Source organism: Streptomyces sp. XH2, from assembly GCF_049725035.1.
Classification (GTDB): domain Bacteria; phylum Actinomycetota; class Actinomycetes; order Streptomycetales; family Streptomycetaceae; genus Streptomyces; species Streptomyces roseoverticillatus.
In genome coordinates, this window is record NZ_JBMMMZ010000011.1 from 297,011 (window position 1) to 314,434 (window position 17,424).

Consider the following 17,424-nt stretch of genomic DNA (forward strand, 5'->3'; position numbering starts at 1 on the left):
GACGAAGGAGACGACCATGAGCACTCCCACCAACGGCAACGGCCCGCTGGACGGTGCCGTCGTGGCAGTGGCGGGTGCCGCCGGCCCCGCCGGCCGCGCCACCCTGCTGCGCCTGGCCGAGGCCGGGGCGACGGTCGTCGCCGCCGATGCGGACGCGGCCCGCCTCGCGGAGGCCGTCGACGCCGCCCGCTACGCCCACGGCGGCGCCACGGTCACCGGTGACACCGTCGACCTCCTCGACCTGGAGGCCACCCGCAGCTGGGTGGACCGCACCGAGAAGGAGTTCGGCCGCGTCGACGGCCTGGTCCACCTGGTGGGCGGCTGGCGCGGCTCGGCGACCTTCGCCGAGACCGACCTCGCCGACTGGGAACTGCTCGAGAAGCTGCTCATCCGCACTGTGCAGCACACTTCGCTCGCCTTCGAGCCGGCCCTCCAGCGCAGCGGCAACGGCCGCTTCGTGCTGGTCAGCGCCGCGGGCGCCAGCAAGCCCACCGCGGGCAACGCCGCGTACTCCGCCTCCAAGGCCGCCGCCGAGGCGTGGACGCTCGCGCTCGCCGACTCCTTCCGCAAGGCGGGGGGCGAGGGGGCGCCGCCGGCCGCGGCCACCATTCTGATCGTCAAGGCACTGGTGCACGACGCCATGCGCGCCGAGCGCCCGAACGCGAAGTTCGCGGGCTTCACCGACGTCAAGGACCTCGCCGAGGCGATCGTCGGCGTCTGGGAGAAGCCCGCCCAGGAAGTGAACGGAACCCGTCTGTGGCTGACTCCGCAAGCGTGAGCACGACCCCGTCGGCAGCGACCGACGCCATACGCCGCCACGACCCCGAGGTGCGCGGCTTCGCCAGCGACAACTACGCGGGCGCCCACCCCGAGATCCTCGTGGCGCTCGCCGTCGCCAACGGCGGGCACCAGGTCGCCTACGGCGAGGACGACTACACCGCCCACCTCCAGGACGTGATGCGGGGGCACTTCGGCCCCACCGCCGAGGCGTTCCCGGTCTTCAACGGCACGGGCGCCAACGTCGTCGCCCTCCAGGCCGCGACCGAGCGCTGGGGCGCGGTGATCTGCGCCTCCTCCGCGCACATCAACGTCGACGAGTGCGGGGCGCCCGAGCGCGTCGGCGGGCTGAAGCTGCTGCACGTGCCCACCGAGCACGGCAAGCTCACCCCGGAGCTCATCGACCGCGAGGCCTTCGGCTGGGACGACGAGCACCGGGCGCAGCCGCAGGTCGTCTCGATCACGCAGACCACCGAGCTGGGCACGTGCTACACGCCCGAGGAGATCCGCGAGATCTGCGACCACGCCCACGAGCGGGGCATGAAGGTCCACCTGGACGGCTCGCGGATCGCCAACGCCGCGGCCACCCTGGGCGTCCCCCTGCGGGCCTTCACCACCGACGCCGGAGTGGACCTGCTCTCCTTCGGCGGCACCAAGAACGGCCTGGTCTTCGGCGAGTGCGTCGTCGTCCTCAACCCGGACGCGGTGCGGGCGATGAAGCACCTGCGCAAGATGTCCATGCAGCTCGCGTCCAAGATGCGCTTCGTCTCGGCCCAGTTCGAGGCCCTGCTCAGCGGCGACCTGTGGCTGCGCAGCGCCTCGCACGCCAACGCCATGGCCGCGCGCCTGGCCGAGCGCGTACGGGCCGTCGAGGGCGTGGAGATCCTGCACCCGGTGCAGTCCAACGCCGTCTTCGCCCGGCTCCCGCACGACGTGAGCGAGCGCCTGCAGAAGCGCTACCGCTTCTACTTCTGGGACGAGGCGGCCGGCGACGTCCGCTGGATGTGCTCCTTCGACACCACCGAGGGCGACGTCGACGCGTTCGCGGCGGCCCTGGCCGAGGAGATGGGCCGGCAGTAGCAGCGGCCCCCGGCGAAGGCGAAAGGGCGCCCGGCCGCGTGTGCGGCCGGGCGCCCCTTGCCGTGTCCGGGTGCGCCCCGGCGGCTGTGACCGGGTGCCGCTCTAGCGGCGCCGGTCCATCGCCGCCGCCAGATCCGGCGAGGGCGCCGTGCCGCCGAGGTGCGCCGGGATCCACCAGGTGTCGTCCGCGTCCTTCGGCCGCACCGGGTAGGCGCGCTGCGCCGTCTCCAGGAGCTCCTGGACGCGCGAGCGCAGGCGGTCGCTGAGGGTGTCCGGGTGCTCGCCGGCCTCGGGGGTCATCGGCTCGCCGACCCGTATCGAGATCGGCACGTGGTTGCGGCCCAGGTCGCGCTTGTGGCCCTTGGTCCACAGCCGCTGCGTGCCCCACAGCGCCATCGGCAGCAGCGGCACCCCGGCCTCCTGGGCGAGCCGCGCCGCGCCGGACTTGAAGTTCTTCAGCGTGAACGACTGCGAGATCGTCGCCTCCGGGAACACCCCGATGATCTCGCCGGAGCGCAGTGCGGACAGCGCGTGCTTGTAGGCGTCCATGCCGGCCGCGCGGTCCACGGGGATGTGCTTCATCGCCCGCATCAGCGGCCCCGACACCTTGTGCCGGAACACGGACTCCTTGGCCATGAACCGCACCAGCCGCTTGGCGGGGCGGGCGGCCAGCCCGCAGAAGATGAAGTCGAGGTAGCCGATGTGGTTGCTCACCAGGACCGCCCCGCCCCGCGCGGGGACGTTCTCGGTGCCCTGGATGTCGAAGCGCAGGTCGAGCGCCTTGAACATGGTGCGGGCGACACCGATCACCGGGGGGTAGACGAGCTCTGCCATCGGGGGAGGATCCTTCCGGGCCTGGGGAGGAGGGGGTCTCCCGGGCTGAGTTACGCGGCCGTAGGGTTCGGCTTCTGCCAGATCGTGCCCGAATGCCCGGCCCGGGTGCCAGCGAGGACGGCCCGGCGGCCGGGAGATCCTCATCACGTCGGCGCCGGGAACGAGGAATTTTCTCCGGGCCGCGCGGTGCTGCACCGGTGGATGCGGGGGCCCGCGAGGCCCGTAGAACCCGCGGAGAAGACGAGACGGAAAGAGGGACCGAGGGTGCGCGAGGGCGACGACGGGCTGCGGCTGGGGGCCGCCGACATCGGCGGGGAGCTCGGGGCGCGGGCCACGCTCGTCCAGTTCTCCAGCGCCTTCTGCCAGCCCTGCCGGGCCACGAGACGGACCCTGGAGCAGGTCGCGGGCATGGTCGAGGGGGTCGCGCACGTCGAGGTCGACGCCGAGGCGCACCTCGCGCTCGTCCGGGCCCTGGACATCACCGCGACGCCGACCGTCCTCGTCCTCGACGCCGCCGGCCGCATCGTGCGCCGCGCCGCCGGACAGCCCCGCAAGGCGGACGTCATCGCGGCGCTCGGGGCGGCGGTGTGACCGGCCGCGGGAATCCCGTTCCTCCGGCCCGCCCCGTGATCCCCCTCCCATCTTCCGGGCCGGCCTTGACGCTTCGCATCGCGAATCGTCAGTGTGACGTGATGTGGCCAGGGCCGCCCGCGCCGGCGATGCCCGCGATGACCGTACAGACCGGCTCGACCCACCAGCAGAAGGACAGTTCCATGACGGCCATGCCCGGGCTCGGCACCTCCCTCGCCACTCCTGAACTGCTGCGCTCCGTCTTCCGCAGGCACGCCGCCGGCGTCGCCGTGATCACCGCGCAGGGTGCGCGCCCGGTCGGCTTCACGGCCACTTCGCTCACGTCCGTCGCCGCCGAGCCGCCCCTCGTCTCTTTCGGCGTGGGCACCGGCTCGTCCAGCTGGCCCGTCCTCGCGGAGGCCGAGCACGTCGGCGTGCACATACTCGGCGAGCACCAGAGGGAGCTGGCCGGGACCTTCGCGCGCAGCGGCGCCGACCGCTTCGCCCCGCCCACGAGCTGGCGCCCCGGGCCGGAGGGCGTACCGCTGCTGGACGGCGTCCTCGCGTGGCTGGTGTGCCGCGTGGTGGCCCGGGTGCCCGCCGGGGACCACCGGGTCGTCCTCGCCGAGGTCGTCGCGGGCGACTCCGCCGGGGCGGGGCGCCCGCTCGTCTACCACCAGGGGCGCTTCAACGGTCTGCGGGACTGAGACGTCTCAAGGTCTGCGGGACCGAGGCGTCCCAAGGTCTGCGGGACCGAGACGTCTCAACGGTCTGCGGGGCCGAGACGTCCCGCGTTTCCCGCGTTGGACAGATCACAGCCGACCGGCCTTGCGTCCGGGTGAACGGGTCGCTGTACTGACGAGTAACATTCCGTTCGAGGCGCGGCCCGCAACGGGCGGAATCCGCCCCACAAGGCGCCTATGCTGCCTGCCAAGGCAGCTACGAAGAGACGATGCAGTAGGAGAGCCGGCGTGAGCTTGAGGATCGTTGTCACTGTGAAGTACGTGCCCGACGCCACCGGCGACCGGCACTTCGCCGAAGACCTGACCGTCGACCGCGACGACGTGGACGGCCTGCTCTCGGAGCTCGACGAGTACGCGGTCGAGCAGGCGCTGCAGATCAAGGAGGCGGCCGACGACGACGCGGAGATCACGGTCCTGACCGTCGGCCCCGAGGACGCCAAGGACGCGCTCCGCAAGGCGCTGTCGATGGGTGCGGACAAGGCCGTCCACGTCGAGGACGACGACCTGCACGGCACCGACGCGCTCGGCACCTCGCTGGTGCTGGCCAAGGCCCTGGAGCACGTCGGCTACGACCTCGTCGTCTCCGGCATGGCCTCCACCGACGGTGGCATGGGCGTCGTCCCGGCGATGCTCGCCGAGCGCCTCGGCGTCCCGCAGGTCACCCTGCTCTCCGAGGTCAAGGTCGAGGACGGCAAGGTGACCGGCCGCCGCGACGGCGACGCCGCCAGCGAGCAGCTGGAGGCCTCCCTCCCGGCCGTCGTCTCCGTGACCGACCAGTCCGGCGAGGCCCGCTACCCGTCCTTCAAGGGCATCATGGCGGCCAAGAAGAAGCCGGTCGAGTCCCTGGACCTCTCCGACCTCGGCCTCGAGGCCGAGGAGGTCGGCCTGGAGGGCGCCTGGACCAAGGTCGACGAGGCCGCGGAGCGCCCGGCCCGCACGGCCGGCACCGTCGTCAAGGACGAGGGCGAGGGCGGCAAGCAGCTCGCCGAGTTCCTCGCGGGCCAGAAGTTCATCTGAGCTCTCTGATCCCGTACGAACCGTCACCCGCCCCACTTTTTCCGCAGGAGCAACGCCATGGCTGAAGTCCTCGTCTACGTCGACCACGTGGACGGCGCCGTCCGCAAGCCCACCCTCGAACTGCTCACCCTCGCCCGCCGCATCGGCGAGCCCGTCGCCGTGCACCTGGGTGCCGGTGCGGACGCCGCCGCCGCGACGCTGGCCGAGTACGGCGCGGTGAAGGTCCTCACGGCCGACGCCGCCGAGTTCGCCGACTACCTGGTCGCACCGAAGGTCGACGCGCTGCAGGCCGCGGTCGAGGCCGTCTCGCCGGCCGCCGTGCTCGTCCCGTCCTCCGCGGAGGGCAAGGAGATCGCGGCCCGCCTCGCGGTCCGCATCGGCTCCGGCATCATCACCGACGCCGTCGACCTGGAGGCCGGCGACGAGGGCCCGGTGGCCACGCAGTCCGTCTTCGCGGCCTCGTACTCCACCAAGTCCCGCGTCACCAAGGGCACCCCGGTCATCACCGTCAAGCCCAACTCCGCCGCCCCGGAGGCCGCCCCGGCCGCCGGCACGGTCGAGCAGCTCGCCGTCTCCTTCGGCGAGAAGTCCACCGGCACCAAGGTCGTCTCCCGCACCCCGCGCGAGTCGACGGGCCGCCCCGAGCTGACCGAGGCCGCGATCGTGGTCTCCGGCGGCCGCGGCGTCAACGGCGCCGAGAACTTCTCGATCATCGAGGCCCTGGCCGACTCGCTCGGCGCGGCCGTCGGTGCCTCCCGCGCCGCGGTGGACGCCGGCTGGTACCCGCACACCAACCAGGTCGGCCAGACCGGCAAGTCGGTCTCCCCGCAGCTCTACATCGCGGCGGGCATCTCCGGTGCCATCCAGCACCGGGCCGGCATGCAGACCTCGAAGACGATCGTGGCCATCAACAAGGACGCCGAGGCCCCGATCTTCGACCTGGTCGACTACGGCGTGGTCGGCGACCTCTTCGAGGTCGTCCCGCAGCTGACCGACGAGGTCAAGACGCGCAAGGGCTGACCCGGTCCGCGGTCGCCTTTCGGGCAGGCCCCCGCACGCTGCTGCGTGCGGGGGCCTGCCTGTTGACCTGTCCCGGCGGCGTCGATAGCTTCGCCCGCGCGGACGGTCGGTTCCGTGCAGCGGAAACGTGGAGGTGGGCCAGCCATGGGACAGCGGCAGCCGGTTGCGACGACCTTGACGGGGGCGGTGAAGGAACGTATCGGCGCTTCTCTCGCCGATGTCGACGCCCACCTCGCGCGCCGCTACCCCGGCGACCCCGGCACGCGGCAGCCCGTCCACACCGTGTACGTCCCCGCCGACGTCTTCGCCGCGGACACGGTGCGGTTCTGGGGCGATCAGGCACTGGACGCGCTCGACGAGCACGCGCCCGACGCTTCCTCGTTCGGAGCGGTGCTAGGGCTTCCCGAGGAGCTCGCCGTGCCGGTTTACGAGCGGGTGCGCGCCAAGTTGCTGCGGGAGCCGGTCGAGGACCTCCGCATCGACTTCGAGGACGGGTACGGGCCGCGGCCCGATGAGGAGGAGGACGCGGCGGCGGTGCGGGCGGCGGGGCTCGTGGCCGCGATGGGCGGGGGTGCGGGTGGTGCGGGTGGTGCGGCGCCGCCTTTCGTGGGCATGCGCATGAAGTGCCTGGAGGCCGCTGTCCGGGAGCGGGGGATCCGTACCCTGGACATCTTCCTGACCGGGCTGATGGACGCCGGCGGGCTGCCCGCGGGGCTGATGCTCACGCTGCCCAAGGTGAGTTACGCGGAGCAGGTCGCGGCCATGGCCGAACTCGTGGGGGAGTTCGAGAAGGCGCGAGGGCTGGAGCCGGGCCGCATCCGCTTCGAGATACAGATCGAGACCACGCAGGCGGTCCTCGGGGCGGACGGCCGTGCCACGGTGGCGCGGATGATCGACGCGGGGGCGGGGCGGGTCAACTCGCTGCACTACGGGACGTTCGACTACAGCGCGTCGTGCGGGGTCGGTGCGGCGTACCAGGCGCTGGACCATCCGGTGGCCGACCACGCGAAGGCCGTGATGCAGGTGGCGGCCGCGGGAACGGGGGTGCGGGTGTCGGACGGGTCGACGAACGTGCTGCCGGTGGGCTCGGCGTCCCAGGTGCACGCGGCGTGGCGGCTGCACTTCGGCCTGGTGCGGCGGTCGCTGGCGCGGGCGTACTACCAGGGCTGGGACATGCATCCCGGGCACCTGCCGACGCGGTACGCGGCGGTGTACGCGTTCTACCGGGAGGGGCTGGGGAGTGCGGCGGCCCGTCTGGACGCATATGTGAACCGGGCCGGTGGTGACGTGCTGGACGAGCCCGCCACGGCGCGGGCGCTGAGCGGGTATCTGCTGCGGGGGATGGATTGCGGTGCGGTGGACGAGGGGGAGGTCGCGGCTTTGACGGGGCTGGGGCGGGAGGGGTTGGCAGGGTTGGCGGGGCGCTGAGGCGGAGGCGGAGGCGGGGTACGGGGCGGGGCGCCGGCGGTCCCGGCGGTGCCGTCCCGGGCGGCGGCATCGCGTCCCGGTGACCGGCCGTCAGGCCCGGAGTTCGCCCGAGCCGCGCACGATCAGGCGCGTGGGCAGCACCACCCGCTGCGGCGGTTCGGACGCGCCGTCCAGGCGGCGGAAGAGCAGTTCGGCGGCCGTGCGGCCCAGCCGGGCCGCGTCCTGGGCGATCACGGTGACCGCGGGGGAGAGCAGGTCGGCGAGTTCGAGGTCGTCGAAGCCCACCAGGGCGACCGGGCGGGGTGCGCGGGCGAGGACGCGTACGGCCGTGGCCGTCACCCGGTTGTTGCCCGTGAACAGCGCCGTCACCGGCCGTGGGCCGGCCAGCATCCGTTCCGTCTCCGCGCGGACGCGCCCCGGCTCCGTGGGGCCCAGGGACACCCAGGACTCGTCCACGGGCAGGCCCGCGTCCGCCATGGCCGCGCGGTAGCCGCGCAGCCGCTCCGCGGCGGTGTGGATGCGGGGGCGGTCGCCGATGAAGCCGATGCGGTGGTGGCCGTGGGCGGCGAGGTGGGCCACGCCCTCGCGGGCGCCGCCGAAGCTGTCGGAGAGGACGGCGTCGGCGTCCATCCGGCCGGCGGGCCGGTCGACGAAGACCGTGGCGATGCCGGCCGCGATCTCGGGTGCGAGGTAGCGGTGGTCGTCGCCGGCCGGGATGACGATGAGGCCGTCGACCCGGCGGGCGCAGAAGGCCAGTGCGAGCTCCCGTTCGCGCTCCGGGTCCTCCGCGCTGGAGCCGTTGATGAGCAGGGCGCCGTGGGCGCGGGCGACTTCCTCGACGGCCCGGTTGAGAGGGGCGTAGAAGGGGTCGGCGAGGTCTTCGAGGACGAGTCCGACGGAGGCGGTGCGGCCCTTGCGGAGGATGCGGGCGCTGTCGTTGCGCCGGAAGCCCAGCGCGGTGATGGCGTCCTGGACGCGCCGCTCGGTGTCCGCGGTGACGCCCGGCTCGCCGTTCACCACCCGGGAGACGGTCTTGAGGCCGACGCCCGCGCGGGCCGCCACGTCCTTCATCGTCGGGCGGGCGCCGTAGCGGGGCGAGGGACTGCGGGTGGGCTGGGCGCTGCTCGGCACGGGCTCGTCCTTACCGGGGGCGTGCGGGGTGACGTCGAGCATAGAGCCTAGACAACGTTGTCAGATGCGGACAGACTGGCGTCCGCAAAGCCTGAACCCCCGCCCGGCCAGGAGAGATCGTCCCCATGCGCACCGACTTCGCCGATCTTGTCGCAGCCCTCGACATCGGCGGCACCAAGATCGCGGGCGCGCTGGTGGACGACCGCGGCCGGCTGCTGTCCCGCGCGCAGCGGCCGACGCCGGCGCGCGAGGACGGGGCCACGGTGATGGGCGCGGTGGCGGCGGTGATCGACGAGCTCCGGAGTGCGGCGCAGTGGTCGCGCGTGCGGGCCGTCGGCATCGGCAGCGCGGGTCCGGTGGACGCCTCCCGGGGGACCGTCAGTCCCGTCAACGTCCCGGGGTGGCGGGACTATCCCCTGGTCGGCGAGGTGACGCGGCGAGTGGGCGGGCTGCCGGTGGTGCTCGTCGGCGACGGCGTGGCGATGACCGCGGCCGAGCACTGGCAGGGCGCCGCCCGGGGGCGCGCGAACGCCCTGTGCATGGTGGTGTCCACCGGGGTGGGCGGCGGGCTGGTGCTGGGCGGCAAGCTGCACCCCGGTCCCACCGGCAACGCCGGTCACATCGGGCACATCAGTGTCGACCTCGACGGGGACGACTGCCCCTGCGGCGCCCGCGGCTGCGTCGAGCGCATCGCCAGCGGCCCCAACATCGCCCGGCGCGCGCTCGAGGCCGGCTGGCTGCCGGGGCCGGACGGCGACCGGAGCGCCGCGGCCGTCGCGGCGGCGGCCGGGGCGGGGGACGCCGTGGCACGCGCCTCGTTCGAGCGAGCCGCGCAGGCGCTGGCCGCGGGCATCGCCGCGACCGCGACGCTGGTCGAGATCGAGGTCGCCGTCATAGGTGGCGGCGTGGCGGGCGCGGGCGAAGTGCTCTTCGCTCCGCTGCGCGAGCGCCTGCGCGACTACGCGACGCTCTCCTTCGCCTCCGGCGTCGAGGTGCTGCCCGCCGAACTCGGTTCCGACGCGGGCCTCGTGGGGGCCGCGGCCGCGGCGGCGCAGGAGTTCGGGCTGTGGGCGGCGCGGGAGCCCGGCCCGGCGTAGAGCGCGCCGGACAGTGGCAGTACGTGCCCCTGCGGCGATGGGCGCACCCGCAGGGAGCCCCGGCACCGTGCCCCTCACAAGCGTTTCCATGGCAAGGTGTTCCGGGCACTTCACAGGGGGCTACGGAGAAGGGGGAACCGTGATCGTCTGGCTGAACGGCGCGTTCAGTGCGGGGAAGACCAGTACGGCCAGGGAACTGACCGAGCTGATCCCGGACAGCACCCTCTACGACCCCGAGGTGATCGGCGGAGCGCTGAAGCACCTGGTGCCGCCCAAGAGAATGGGCGAGGTCGGCGACTACCAGGACCTGCCGGTCTGGCGGCGGCTGGTCGTGGACGCGGCCGCCGCCCTGCTCGCCGAGGTCGGCGGGGTGCTCGTCGTCCCCATGACGCTGCTGCGCCAGGAGTACCGGGACGAGATCTTCGGTGGGCTCGCCGCCCGCCGCATCCCGGTGCGACACGTGCTGCTGGATGCCGACGAAACGATCCTGCGCGAACGGATCGCCGGGCGCGAGGAGTTCGAGGACGATCCCGAGCGCAGCGAGTCCGTCCGCCGGTGGGCGCTCGACCACATCGCCCCGTACCGCGAGGCGCTGTCGTGGCTCCGCGCCGACGCGTACGCGGTCGAGACGAGCCGTCTGACGCCGCGTGAGGTGGCCGGGCGGGTCGCGGACGCCGTCCGCAGCGGCGCCGCCGGGGCGTGCCAGATCGTGCAGACCCCGGAGCCGACCGCCGAGACGCTCGCCGCCGGGGTGCTGCTCTTCGACGAGGAGGACCGGGTCCTGCTGGTCGACCCCACCTACAAGCCGGGCTGGGAGTTCCCCGGCGGGGTCGTGGAGCCGGGCGAGGCGCCCGCCCGCGCCGGGATGCGCGAGGTGGCCGAGGAGATCGGCATCGAACTCCCCGCCGTGCCCCGCCTGCTGGTCGTCGACTGGGAGCCGCCCAAGCCGCCGGGCTACGGCGGCCTGCGCTTCCTCTTCGACGGCGGGCGGCTGGCCGGGGCCGACGCCCGCCGGCTCCTGCTGCCCGGCGCCGAACTGCGCGGCTGGCGCTTCGTCACCGAGGGCGAGGCGGCGGCCCTGCTGCCGCCCGTACGGCTGAGCAGGCTGCGGTGGGCCCTGCGGGCCCGCGAGCAGGGACGGCCGCTGAACCTGGAGGCGGGGGTCCCCGTCGGGTGACGGCGGGGCCCGGCGCAGGATCCGGGCCCGCTCGGGCTGCGGCCCCGGCCGCGGCTCCTGCCCCCGCTCGGGCCGCGGTTCCGGCCCCGCTTCGTTGCCGGCCCGCGTGGTGCGGCGGAAGAGGTCGCCCGCCTCAACCGCGGCAAGCCACCGCGCCGAGGGGCCGGCGGAACGCCCGCCGGCCCGAGCGGGGCCCGTCCCGCCGCACCCCGACCGGGAGGGGCTAGCGCTTGCCCGCCGCGTAGTTGCCCAGGAACAGGGCCTCCGCCAGGGAGAGCCGCTCCAGTTCCTCCGGCGAGACGCTCTCGTTCACCGCGTGGATCTGCGCCTCCGGCTCGCTCAGCCCGATCAGCAGGATCTCCGCCTCCGGGTACAGCGCGGTGAGGGTGTTGCACAGCGGGATCGAGCCGCCCATGCCGGAGATCTGCATCTCCTGGCCCGGGTAGGCGATGCGCATGGCGTCGGCCATGGCCGTGTAGGCGGGGCTGCCGGTGTCCGCGCGGAACGCCTGGCCCTGGCCGACCTGCTCCACCGCGACGCGCGCGCCCCACGGGGCCGCCGCCTTCAGGTGCTCGGCGAGCAGCTTGGTCGCCGCGGTGGCGTCCGTGCCCGGCGGCACGCGCAGGCTGATCAGCGCCCGGGCGCCCGCGTGCACCGAGGGGGTGGCCCCGACGACCGGCGGGCAGTCGATGCCCAGGACCGTGACCGCCGGGCGCGCCCACAGCCGGTCGGCGACCGTGCCGGAGCCGATCAGCTCCACGCCGTCCAGGACCTTGGCGTCCTTGCGGAAGTCCTCCTCCGGGTACTGCATGCCCTCCCAGCTCGCCGCCGCCTCGGCCTCCAGGCCGGCGACCGTCGTCGAACCGTCCTCGGCGCGCAGCGAGTCGAGCACGCGGATCAGCGCCGCCAGCGCGTCGGGCGCCGCGCCGCCGAACTGCCCCGAGTGCAGATTGCCCTCCAGCGTGTCCACCCGGACGCGGACGAGCGTCATGCCGCGCAGCGTGGCGGTGGCGGTCGGCAGGCCCACGCGGAAGTTGCCGGCGTCGCCGATGACGATGCTGTCGGCGGCCAGCAGCTCCGGGTGCGCCGTGGCGTAGCGCTCCAGGCCGCCGGTGCCCTGCTCCTCGGAACCCTCGACGATCATCTTCACGTTCACCGGCACGCCGCCGTGCTCCTTGAGCGCGCGCAGCGCCGTCAGGTGCAGGACCACGCCGCCCTTGCAGTCGGCCGCGCCGCGCCCGTACCAGCGGCCGTCGCGCTCGGTCAGCTCGAACGGAGGCGAGATCCAGGCGGCCTCGTCCAGCGGCGGCTGCACGTCGTAGTGCGCGTAGAGCAGGACGGTGGGGGCGCCGGCGGGACCCGGGAGATAGCCGTAGACGGACTGCGTGCCGTCGGGGGTGTCGAGCAGGGCGACGTCCTGGAAGCCCTCGGCGCGCAGCGCGTCCGCCACCCAGTTCGCGGCGGCCTCGCACTCGCTCTTCGGGAACTGCGCCTCGTCCGCCACCGACCGGAAGGCCACCAGCTCGGCCAGCTCGGTGCGGGCGCGGGACTGCAGCGAGGCGACGGTGGCCGCCAGCTCGGCCGGGACCGGCCCGGCCTGGTGGTGCGAGGACGCTTCCATGGAACGCTCCTTGTGGACGCGGCGTTGTATCCGTACGAATGGGCGATTGTGCCGTCGATCCTCCCACGCCCGCCGTTCGCAGCACCCACGGGCTTCCCGTGGCGGGGCCGCGGAGGGCTGGCCGTAGGATGCGGCAGACAGCCGAAACCGGTGACGGAGCGGGAGTAGAAGCACAGGTGAGCAGCGACAACGCAGCCCAGGGCGCGGGGCGGGACGCGGGCGGGGACCGGGAGCCGGTGTGGGACGTCGTGGTGGTGGGCGCAGGGCCCGCCGGGGCCTCCGCCGCCCACGCCGCCGCCTCCGCGGGCCGCCGGGTGCTGCTCCTGGAGAAGGCCGAACTGCCGCGGTACAAGACGTGCGGCGGCGGCATCATCGGCCCCTCGCGGGACGCCCTGCCGCCCGGCTTCGAACTGCCGCTCCGTGACCGCGTCCACGCGGTCACCTTCTCGCTGAACGGCAAGCTGACGCGCACGCGCCGCTCCAAGCGGATGCTGTTCGGCCTCATCAACCGGCCCGAGTTCGACGCCGCCCTGGTGGAGGCCGCCAAGGACGCCGGCGCCGAGGTGCGCACGGGCGTGGCCGTGGCGCGCGTGGAGCAGCACGGCCCGGCCGTGCCCGACCGGCGCACGGTCGCCGTCGTGCTCGCCGGCGGCGAGACCGTCCTCGCCCGCGCGGTCGTCGGGGCCGACGGCAGCGCCGGCCGCATAGGAGCACACGTGGGGGTGAAGCTCGCCCAGGTCGACCTCGGTCTGGAGGCCGAGATCCCCGTGCCCCCGACGGTCGCGGAGGACTGGGCCGGGCGCGTGCTCATCGACTGGGGCCCGATCCCCGGCAGTTACGGCTGGGTCTTCCCCAAGGGCGACACCCTCACGGTGGGAGTGATCTCGGCGCGCGGCGACGGCTCCGGCACCAAGCGGTACCTGGAGGACTTCATCGCCCGCCTCGGCCTCGCGGGCTTCGAGCCCAGCATCTCCTCCGGCCACCTCACCCGCTGCCGCTCGGACGACTCCCCGCTCTCCCGCGGCCGCGTCATCGTCTGCGGCGACGCCGCGGGGCTGCTGGAGCCGTGGACCCGCGAGGGCATCTCCTTCGCCCTGCGCTCGGGCCGCCTGGCCGGCGAGTGGGCGGTGCGCATCGGCGAGGCGCAGGACGCGGTCGACGCCCGCCGGCAGGCCCTGAACTACGCGTTCGCCATCAAGGCCGGGCTGGGCGTGGAGATGGGCGTCGGACGCCGCATGCTCACCTTCTTCGAACGCCGCCCCGGCATGATGCACGCCGCGCTCACCGGCTTCCGCCCCGCGTGGCACGCCTTCACCCGGATCACCCGGGGCCAGACGACGCTCGCGGAGATCGTCCGGACCCACCCGGTGGCCCGCCGCGTGCTCTCCACCGTCGACCGGTAGCTCCTCCGCGGCGCCGTCCCGCGCGGTGGGGCCGGCGCCTGCTCCCGGTGGAGTAGGCGCGCCCACCGCGCCCCGCCGAAGCGGCGGCCGCCGGCGGCGCGCGGCGAGGTCCGCCAGGTCCTCGACACCCTCCGCACGCCCGGTGAGGCGCCCCGCTCCTCGGCCCCGGGCCTCGGCCGGCTGCAGGAGCTGACCCGGCAGGCCGCCGGCGCGGGACTCGACGTGCGCGTCACGACCGAGGGCCCGCGGACGGACCTGCCGCCCGGCACCGACCTCGCGGCCTTCCGCATCGTCCAGGAAGCCCTCACCGACATCGTCCGCCACTCCGGCTCCCGCACGGCCGAGGTCCGGCTGCACTACGGGCCCGACGCCCTCGAACTGACCGTCGACGACGCGGGACCCGCCCTCTCCGGCACGGATTCCGGCGGCGGGAACGGCCTGGTGGGCATGCGCGAGCGGGCCGCGGCCCTGGGCGGCACCGCCGAGGCGGGCGCCCGCCCGGACGGAGGCTTCCGCGTACGGGCCCGGCTGCCCCTCACTTCCTCGCGCAGGGAGATGCCGTGGCGCAACGGCGACGGATGAAGGAGACGCAATGACCGGGATCCGTGTGGTGCTCGCGGACGACCAGATGCTCGTCCGCGCAGGCTTCCGGGCCCTGCTGGACGCCCAGCCCGACATCACCGTCGCCGGCGAGGCCGCCGACGGCGAGGAGGCCCTCGCGCTCGTCCGCGAACTGCGGCCCGACACCGTCCTCATGGACATCCGCATGCCCGTCCTCGACGGCCTCGCCGCCACCCGCCGGATCACGGCGGACCCGGCCCTGGCGGACGTGAAGGTCATCATGCTCACCACCTTCGAGCTGGACGAGTACGTCTTCGAGGCCATCCGCTCCGGCGCCTCGGGCTTCCTGGTCAAGGACACCGAACCGGAGGAGCTGCTGCGCGCGGTGCGGGCCGTGGTCCACGGCGACGCCCTGCTCTCGCCGAGCGTGACCCGCCGCCTCATCGCCGAGTTCGCCGCGCGCTCCGAGGAACCGGCCGAGGCGCCCGGCCTCGCGGAGCTGACCGACCGCGAACGCGAGGTGATGACACTGGTCGGCATCGGCCTGTCCAACGAGGAGATCGCGCGGCGGCTCGTCGTCAGCCCTCTGACAGCCAAGACCCACGTCAGCCGCGCCATGGTCAAGCTGGGCGCCCGCGACCGGGCACAGCTCGTCGTCCTCGCCTACGAGAGCGGGCTCGTCCGCCCCGGATGGCTGGGCTGAACCCCCCGCCGTATGCCGCGGCGGATCAGAACAGCGCCTCGGGACCGGCGGTCGCGGGCGGGGGTATCAGCACTTCCGCGGTGGTTTCCACCCCCGGCGGCGCGGCCGCGAGCGCCCACCCGGCCAGCCGCCGTGCGTCCACCAGCAGCTGCCGCCCGTCCGCCGCGTCCAGATACAGGTCGGGCCCGGCCACGGCGGCGACCGTGCCCGCTACGGTGCGCCCCGGAGCAAGGACGACCGTCCCGCAGCCCGGCCGCAGCCGGTCGAGGTGGAAGGCAGCGTCGTGGTGCACCGGGGCGAAGGGCAGCACCGTCAGCGACTCCGGCAGCGTGGCCAGTCCGCACGCCTGCGCGTGCAGGCCCGCCAGCTCGGCCGTCCGGAGCTCCTGGGACGGCGCGGGGCAGCGGGCGGCCCGCTTGGCTGCGTACGGGATGCGGTCGGGCACCGACAGCGCCGCGCCGAGCACGGCCTCCGCACGGCGCGCGGCCATCAGCGGCCCGCGCCCCAGCAGGGCGTAGGACAGCGCGGCCTGTTCGAGCAGGCGGACGCCCTCGCGCTCGGCGGCGGTGATCCCGACCTTCACCGCGCCGGGCACGGACCAGGCCAGGTACACGTCGTACGGGCGCGGGTCGTCGAGAGCGGTGTCGGCCGCGACCGAGTGCGAGCGGTCGAGCCGCGCGCACTCCGCGCACTGCGCCGACACCGCCGAGGCCGCGGGCTCCGCACCCACGGGACACGGGGTGCGCCGCCCGCCCCTGCGGACCCCCACGCACCGCCGCGCGGCCCCCGTCGTGAAGGCGACCGGCCGCCCCGCGGACAGCGGAGTGCTGCGCTCCCCGTGCGCGGGATGCAGCCAGACGAGGGCCGGCCCGGCGGCCCCCCAGCGCACCCCGCCGCAGCGCCAGTCCTCCTGCTCGGCTCTCATGGCCCACCCCTTCCGTCCACGCCCCCGGATTGTGTCAGCCGCCACTGACAACGCCGCCGCGCGGCAGGCGGAGCAGCAGGTCAGCGCGGACCGGAGACCGTGCGGCGGGTGGCGTAGGCGATCGCCGCCGCCACGGCCGCGAGGCCCGCGACGGTGGTCAGGGCGACGGGCAGGGACGAGGCGTCGGCCAGGAGCCCGATGACCGGCGGCCCGAGCAGCATCCCGCCGTAGCCGAAGGTGGAGGCCGCGGCCACGCCGCCGGGGCCGCCCAGTTCGCCGGCGCGCCCGACGGCGACGGGGAAGATGTTGGCCAGGCCCAGACCCGTGACGGCGAAGCCCGCGAGCGCCGCCCACACCGTGGGCGCCAGCGCCCCGAGCAGCATGCCGCCCGCGGCCGCCGCCCCGCCCGCGACCAACGCCGTGGTCTGGCCGAGGCGTTCGAGGAGGAACGTGCCGCTGAGCCGGCCGAGGGTCATGGCCAGCGCGAAGACGGAGTAGCCGGCGGCCGCGACGCCCGCGTGGACCCCGAGGTCCTGCTGCAGGTGCAGCGCGCCCCAGTCGGCGAGGGCTCCTTCCCCGTAGGCCGTGCACAGGGCGATCACCCCGAAGAGGGCGACCGTCCGGCTGCCGCGGCGCGGACTGCCCCCGTCCGCCGCCGGTGCGGGCGCGGGCCGCTCGGCCCGCGGCGCGGGGTGCGCCAGGAGCGCGCGCCCCGCGACCGCGGTGACGGCGAGCCCGGCCAGGGTCAGGAGCAGCAGGTGCCGGGTGGGGGAGAGGTGCCCCGCGACCAGGCCGCCCAGTCCCGCGCCGAGCATCCCGCCGAGGCTGAACGCGGCGTGGAAGCTCGGCATCACGGGCCTGCGCAGCGCCGCGACGAGGTCGACGGCCGCGCTGTTCATGGCGACGTTGATGCCGCCGTAGGCGGCACCGAAGACGAGCAGCACCAGGCCGAGGGCCGTCGCCGAGTGGGTCAGGGGAGGGAGCGCGATCCCCGCGGACATCAGCACGCCGGCGACGACCGTCACCACGTGGCTCCCGAACCGGCGGCACAGCCGGCCGGTCAGCACCATGGTGGCCACGGCTCCCGCCGACACGCCGAGCAGCGCGAGTCCCAGCGCGCCCGCGGACGCGCCGGTCTGCTCCTTGATGGCGGGGATCCGGACCACCCAGCCGGCGAACAGGAATCCGTCGAGGGCGAAGAACAGGGTGAGGGCGATACGGAGCCGGCGGAGGGCGGGACTGCCCCGGTCCGGGCGCCGTTCGCCCGGAAGGACCGTCCGTGTGTCGCCCAGAAGAGCCGTCCGTATTTTGTTTAGTGTCGGCACAAAGTCACAATA

16 protein-coding genes and 1 pseudogene are annotated in these 17,424 nt (G+C 74.5%); 12 read left to right on the forward strand and 5 right to left on the reverse strand.

What is annotated here, in order from left to right; translation table 11 throughout:
• Window positions 1-16: 16 nt before the first annotated feature.
• On the forward strand, window positions 17-778 hold the full coding sequence (locus ACOTKD_RS23670) for an SDR family NAD(P)-dependent oxidoreductase (RefSeq protein WP_424891011.1): 762 nt from the start codon (window positions 17-19) through the stop codon (window positions 776-778).
• Window positions 775-1,857, forward strand: a complete 1,083-nt coding sequence (locus ACOTKD_RS23675) for a threonine aldolase family protein (RefSeq protein ID WP_424891012.1) — start codon at window positions 775-777, stop codon at window positions 1,855-1,857. The genes ACOTKD_RS23670 and ACOTKD_RS23675 overlap by 4 nt, the downstream gene beginning before the upstream one ends.
• Window positions 1,858-1,959: 102 nt before the next feature.
• Here the strand turns inward: ACOTKD_RS23675 and ACOTKD_RS23680 are convergent, their stop codons facing one another.
• Window positions 1,960-2,691, reverse strand: a complete 732-nt coding sequence (locus ACOTKD_RS23680; protein ID WP_424891013.1) for a lysophospholipid acyltransferase family protein — start codon at window positions 2,689-2,691, stop codon at window positions 1,960-1,962.
• Window positions 2,692-2,892: 201 nt separating this feature from the next.
• On the opposite strand from ACOTKD_RS23680, the gene ACOTKD_RS23685 reads away from it, so the two are divergent.
• The 5 genes from ACOTKD_RS23685 to ACOTKD_RS23705 all read left to right on the forward strand — a co-directional run bounded on the left by ACOTKD_RS23685 (window position 2,893) and on the right by ACOTKD_RS23705 (window position 7,469).
• On the forward strand, window positions 2,893-3,282 hold the full coding sequence (locus ACOTKD_RS23685) for a thioredoxin family protein (protein WP_424891014.1): 390 nt from the start codon (window positions 2,893-2,895) through the stop codon (window positions 3,280-3,282).
• 182 nt (window positions 3,283-3,464) lie between these two features.
• Complete coding sequence (locus ACOTKD_RS23690) at window positions 3,465-3,968, forward strand: flavin reductase family protein (RefSeq protein ID WP_424891073.1); 504 nt, start codon at window positions 3,465-3,467, stop codon at window positions 3,966-3,968.
• Between the two features lie 264 nt (window positions 3,969-4,232).
• Window positions 4,233-5,021: an electron transfer flavoprotein subunit beta/FixA family protein gene (locus ACOTKD_RS23695; protein WP_235485100.1), complete on the forward strand. Its 789-nt coding sequence runs from the start codon at window positions 4,233-4,235 to the stop codon at window positions 5,019-5,021.
• A gap of 57 nt (window positions 5,022-5,078) precedes the next feature.
• A complete protein-coding gene (locus ACOTKD_RS23700) occupies window positions 5,079-6,041 on the forward strand; it encodes an electron transfer flavoprotein subunit alpha/FixB family protein (protein ID WP_359094789.1) in 963 nt (320 codons plus the stop codon).
• A gap of 144 nt (window positions 6,042-6,185) precedes the next feature.
• Window positions 6,186-7,469, forward strand: coding sequence for a DUF6986 family protein (locus ACOTKD_RS23705; RefSeq protein ID WP_424891015.1), 1,284 nt, complete (start codon window positions 6,186-6,188; stop codon window positions 7,467-7,469).
• 90 nt (window positions 7,470-7,559) lie between these two features.
• Here ACOTKD_RS23705 and ACOTKD_RS23710 read toward each other — a convergent pair whose 3' ends face one another.
• On the reverse strand, window positions 7,560-8,540 hold the full coding sequence (locus ACOTKD_RS23710) for a LacI family DNA-binding transcriptional regulator (protein WP_424891074.1): 981 nt from the start codon (window positions 8,538-8,540) through the stop codon (window positions 7,560-7,562).
• A gap of 185 nt (window positions 8,541-8,725) precedes the next feature.
• Between ACOTKD_RS23710 and ACOTKD_RS23715 the strand changes: the two genes are divergently transcribed.
• Together ACOTKD_RS23715 and ACOTKD_RS23720 are read left to right on the forward strand one after the other, a co-directional pair.
• Window positions 8,726-9,697 carry an ROK family protein gene (locus ACOTKD_RS23715; RefSeq protein WP_424891016.1) on the forward strand — a complete coding sequence of 324 codons (972 nt, stop codon included), beginning with the start codon at window positions 8,726-8,728 and terminating at the stop codon, window positions 9,695-9,697.
• Between the two features lie 139 nt (window positions 9,698-9,836).
• Complete coding sequence (locus tag ACOTKD_RS23720; RefSeq protein WP_424891017.1) at window positions 9,837-10,874, forward strand: NUDIX domain-containing protein; 1,038 nt, start codon at window positions 9,837-9,839, stop codon at window positions 10,872-10,874.
• 223 nt (window positions 10,875-11,097) lie between these two features.
• On the opposite strand, the gene ACOTKD_RS23725 is transcribed toward ACOTKD_RS23720, so the two are convergent.
• Window positions 11,098-12,495 carry a dipeptidase gene (locus ACOTKD_RS23725; protein ID WP_424891018.1) on the reverse strand — a complete coding sequence of 466 codons (1,398 nt, stop codon included), beginning with the start codon at window positions 12,493-12,495 and terminating at the stop codon, window positions 11,098-11,100.
• 176 nt (window positions 12,496-12,671) lie between these two features.
• Between ACOTKD_RS23725 and ACOTKD_RS23730 the strand changes: the two genes are divergently transcribed.
• The 3 genes and pseudogenes from ACOTKD_RS23730 (at window position 12,672) to ACOTKD_RS23740 (ending at window position 15,162) form a co-directional block, all read left to right on the forward strand.
• Window positions 12,672-13,898, forward strand: a complete 1,227-nt coding sequence (locus ACOTKD_RS23730) for a geranylgeranyl reductase family protein (protein WP_030364814.1) — start codon at window positions 12,672-12,674, stop codon at window positions 13,896-13,898.
• A gap of 96 nt (window positions 13,899-13,994) precedes the next feature.
• Window positions 13,995-14,480 (forward strand): annotated as a pseudogene (locus ACOTKD_RS23735) (sensor histidine kinase); the annotation flags it as partial.
• A gap of 10 nt (window positions 14,481-14,490) precedes the next feature.
• The gene (locus ACOTKD_RS23740) at window positions 14,491-15,162 is read left to right on the forward strand and encodes a response regulator (protein WP_424891019.1); all 672 of its coding nucleotides are present in this window, start codon (window positions 14,491-14,493) and stop codon (window positions 15,160-15,162) included.
• Between the two features lie 25 nt (window positions 15,163-15,187).
• On the opposite strand, the gene ACOTKD_RS23745 is transcribed toward ACOTKD_RS23740, so the two are convergent.
• Together ACOTKD_RS23745 and ACOTKD_RS23750 are read right to left on the reverse strand one after the other, a co-directional pair.
• Window positions 15,188-16,087, reverse strand: coding sequence for a DUF2797 domain-containing protein (locus ACOTKD_RS23745; protein WP_424891020.1), 900 nt, complete (start codon window positions 16,085-16,087; stop codon window positions 15,188-15,190).
• 80 nt (window positions 16,088-16,167) lie between these two features.
• A complete protein-coding gene (locus ACOTKD_RS23750; protein WP_424891021.1) occupies window positions 16,168-17,412 on the reverse strand; it encodes an MFS transporter in 1,245 nt (414 codons plus the stop codon).
• Between the last annotated feature and the right edge of the window lie 12 nt (window positions 17,413-17,424).

Excerpts from the sequence above, each read along its gene's own strand:
- ACOTKD_RS23680 (WP_424891013.1), bottom strand. The coding sequence starts at position 2,691 with ATGGCAGAGCTCGTCTACCCCCCGGTGATCGGTGTCGCCCGCACCATG.
- ACOTKD_RS23710 (WP_424891074.1), bottom strand. The coding sequence starts at position 8,540 with ATGAAGGACGTGGCGGCCCGCGCGGGCGTCGGCCTCAAGACCGTCTCC.
- ACOTKD_RS23670 (WP_424891011.1), top strand. The coding sequence starts at position 17 with ATGAGCACTCCCACCAACGGCAACGGCCCGCTGGACGGTGCCGTCGTG.
- ACOTKD_RS23685 (WP_424891014.1), top strand. The coding sequence starts at position 2,893 with ATGCGGGGGCCCGCGAGGCCCGTAGAACCCGCGGAGAAGACGAGACGG.
- ACOTKD_RS23715 (WP_424891016.1), top strand. The coding sequence starts at position 8,726 with ATGCGCACCGACTTCGCCGATCTTGTCGCAGCCCTCGACATCGGCGGC.
- ACOTKD_RS23705 (WP_424891015.1), top strand. The coding sequence starts at position 6,186 with ATGGGACAGCGGCAGCCGGTTGCGACGACCTTGACGGGGGCGGTGAAG.
- ACOTKD_RS23740 (WP_424891019.1), top strand. The coding sequence starts at position 14,491 with ATGACCGGGATCCGTGTGGTGCTCGCGGACGACCAGATGCTCGTCCGC.
- ACOTKD_RS23725 (WP_424891018.1), bottom strand. The coding sequence starts at position 12,495 with ATGGAAGCGTCCTCGCACCACCAGGCCGGGCCGGTCCCGGCCGAGCTG.
- ACOTKD_RS23745 (WP_424891020.1), bottom strand. The coding sequence starts at position 16,087 with ATGAGAGCCGAGCAGGAGGACTGGCGCTGCGGCGGGGTGCGCTGGGGG.
- ACOTKD_RS23690 (WP_424891073.1), top strand. The coding sequence starts at position 3,465 with ATGACGGCCATGCCCGGGCTCGGCACCTCCCTCGCCACTCCTGAACTG.
- ACOTKD_RS23700 (WP_359094789.1), top strand. The coding sequence starts at position 5,079 with ATGGCTGAAGTCCTCGTCTACGTCGACCACGTGGACGGCGCCGTCCGC.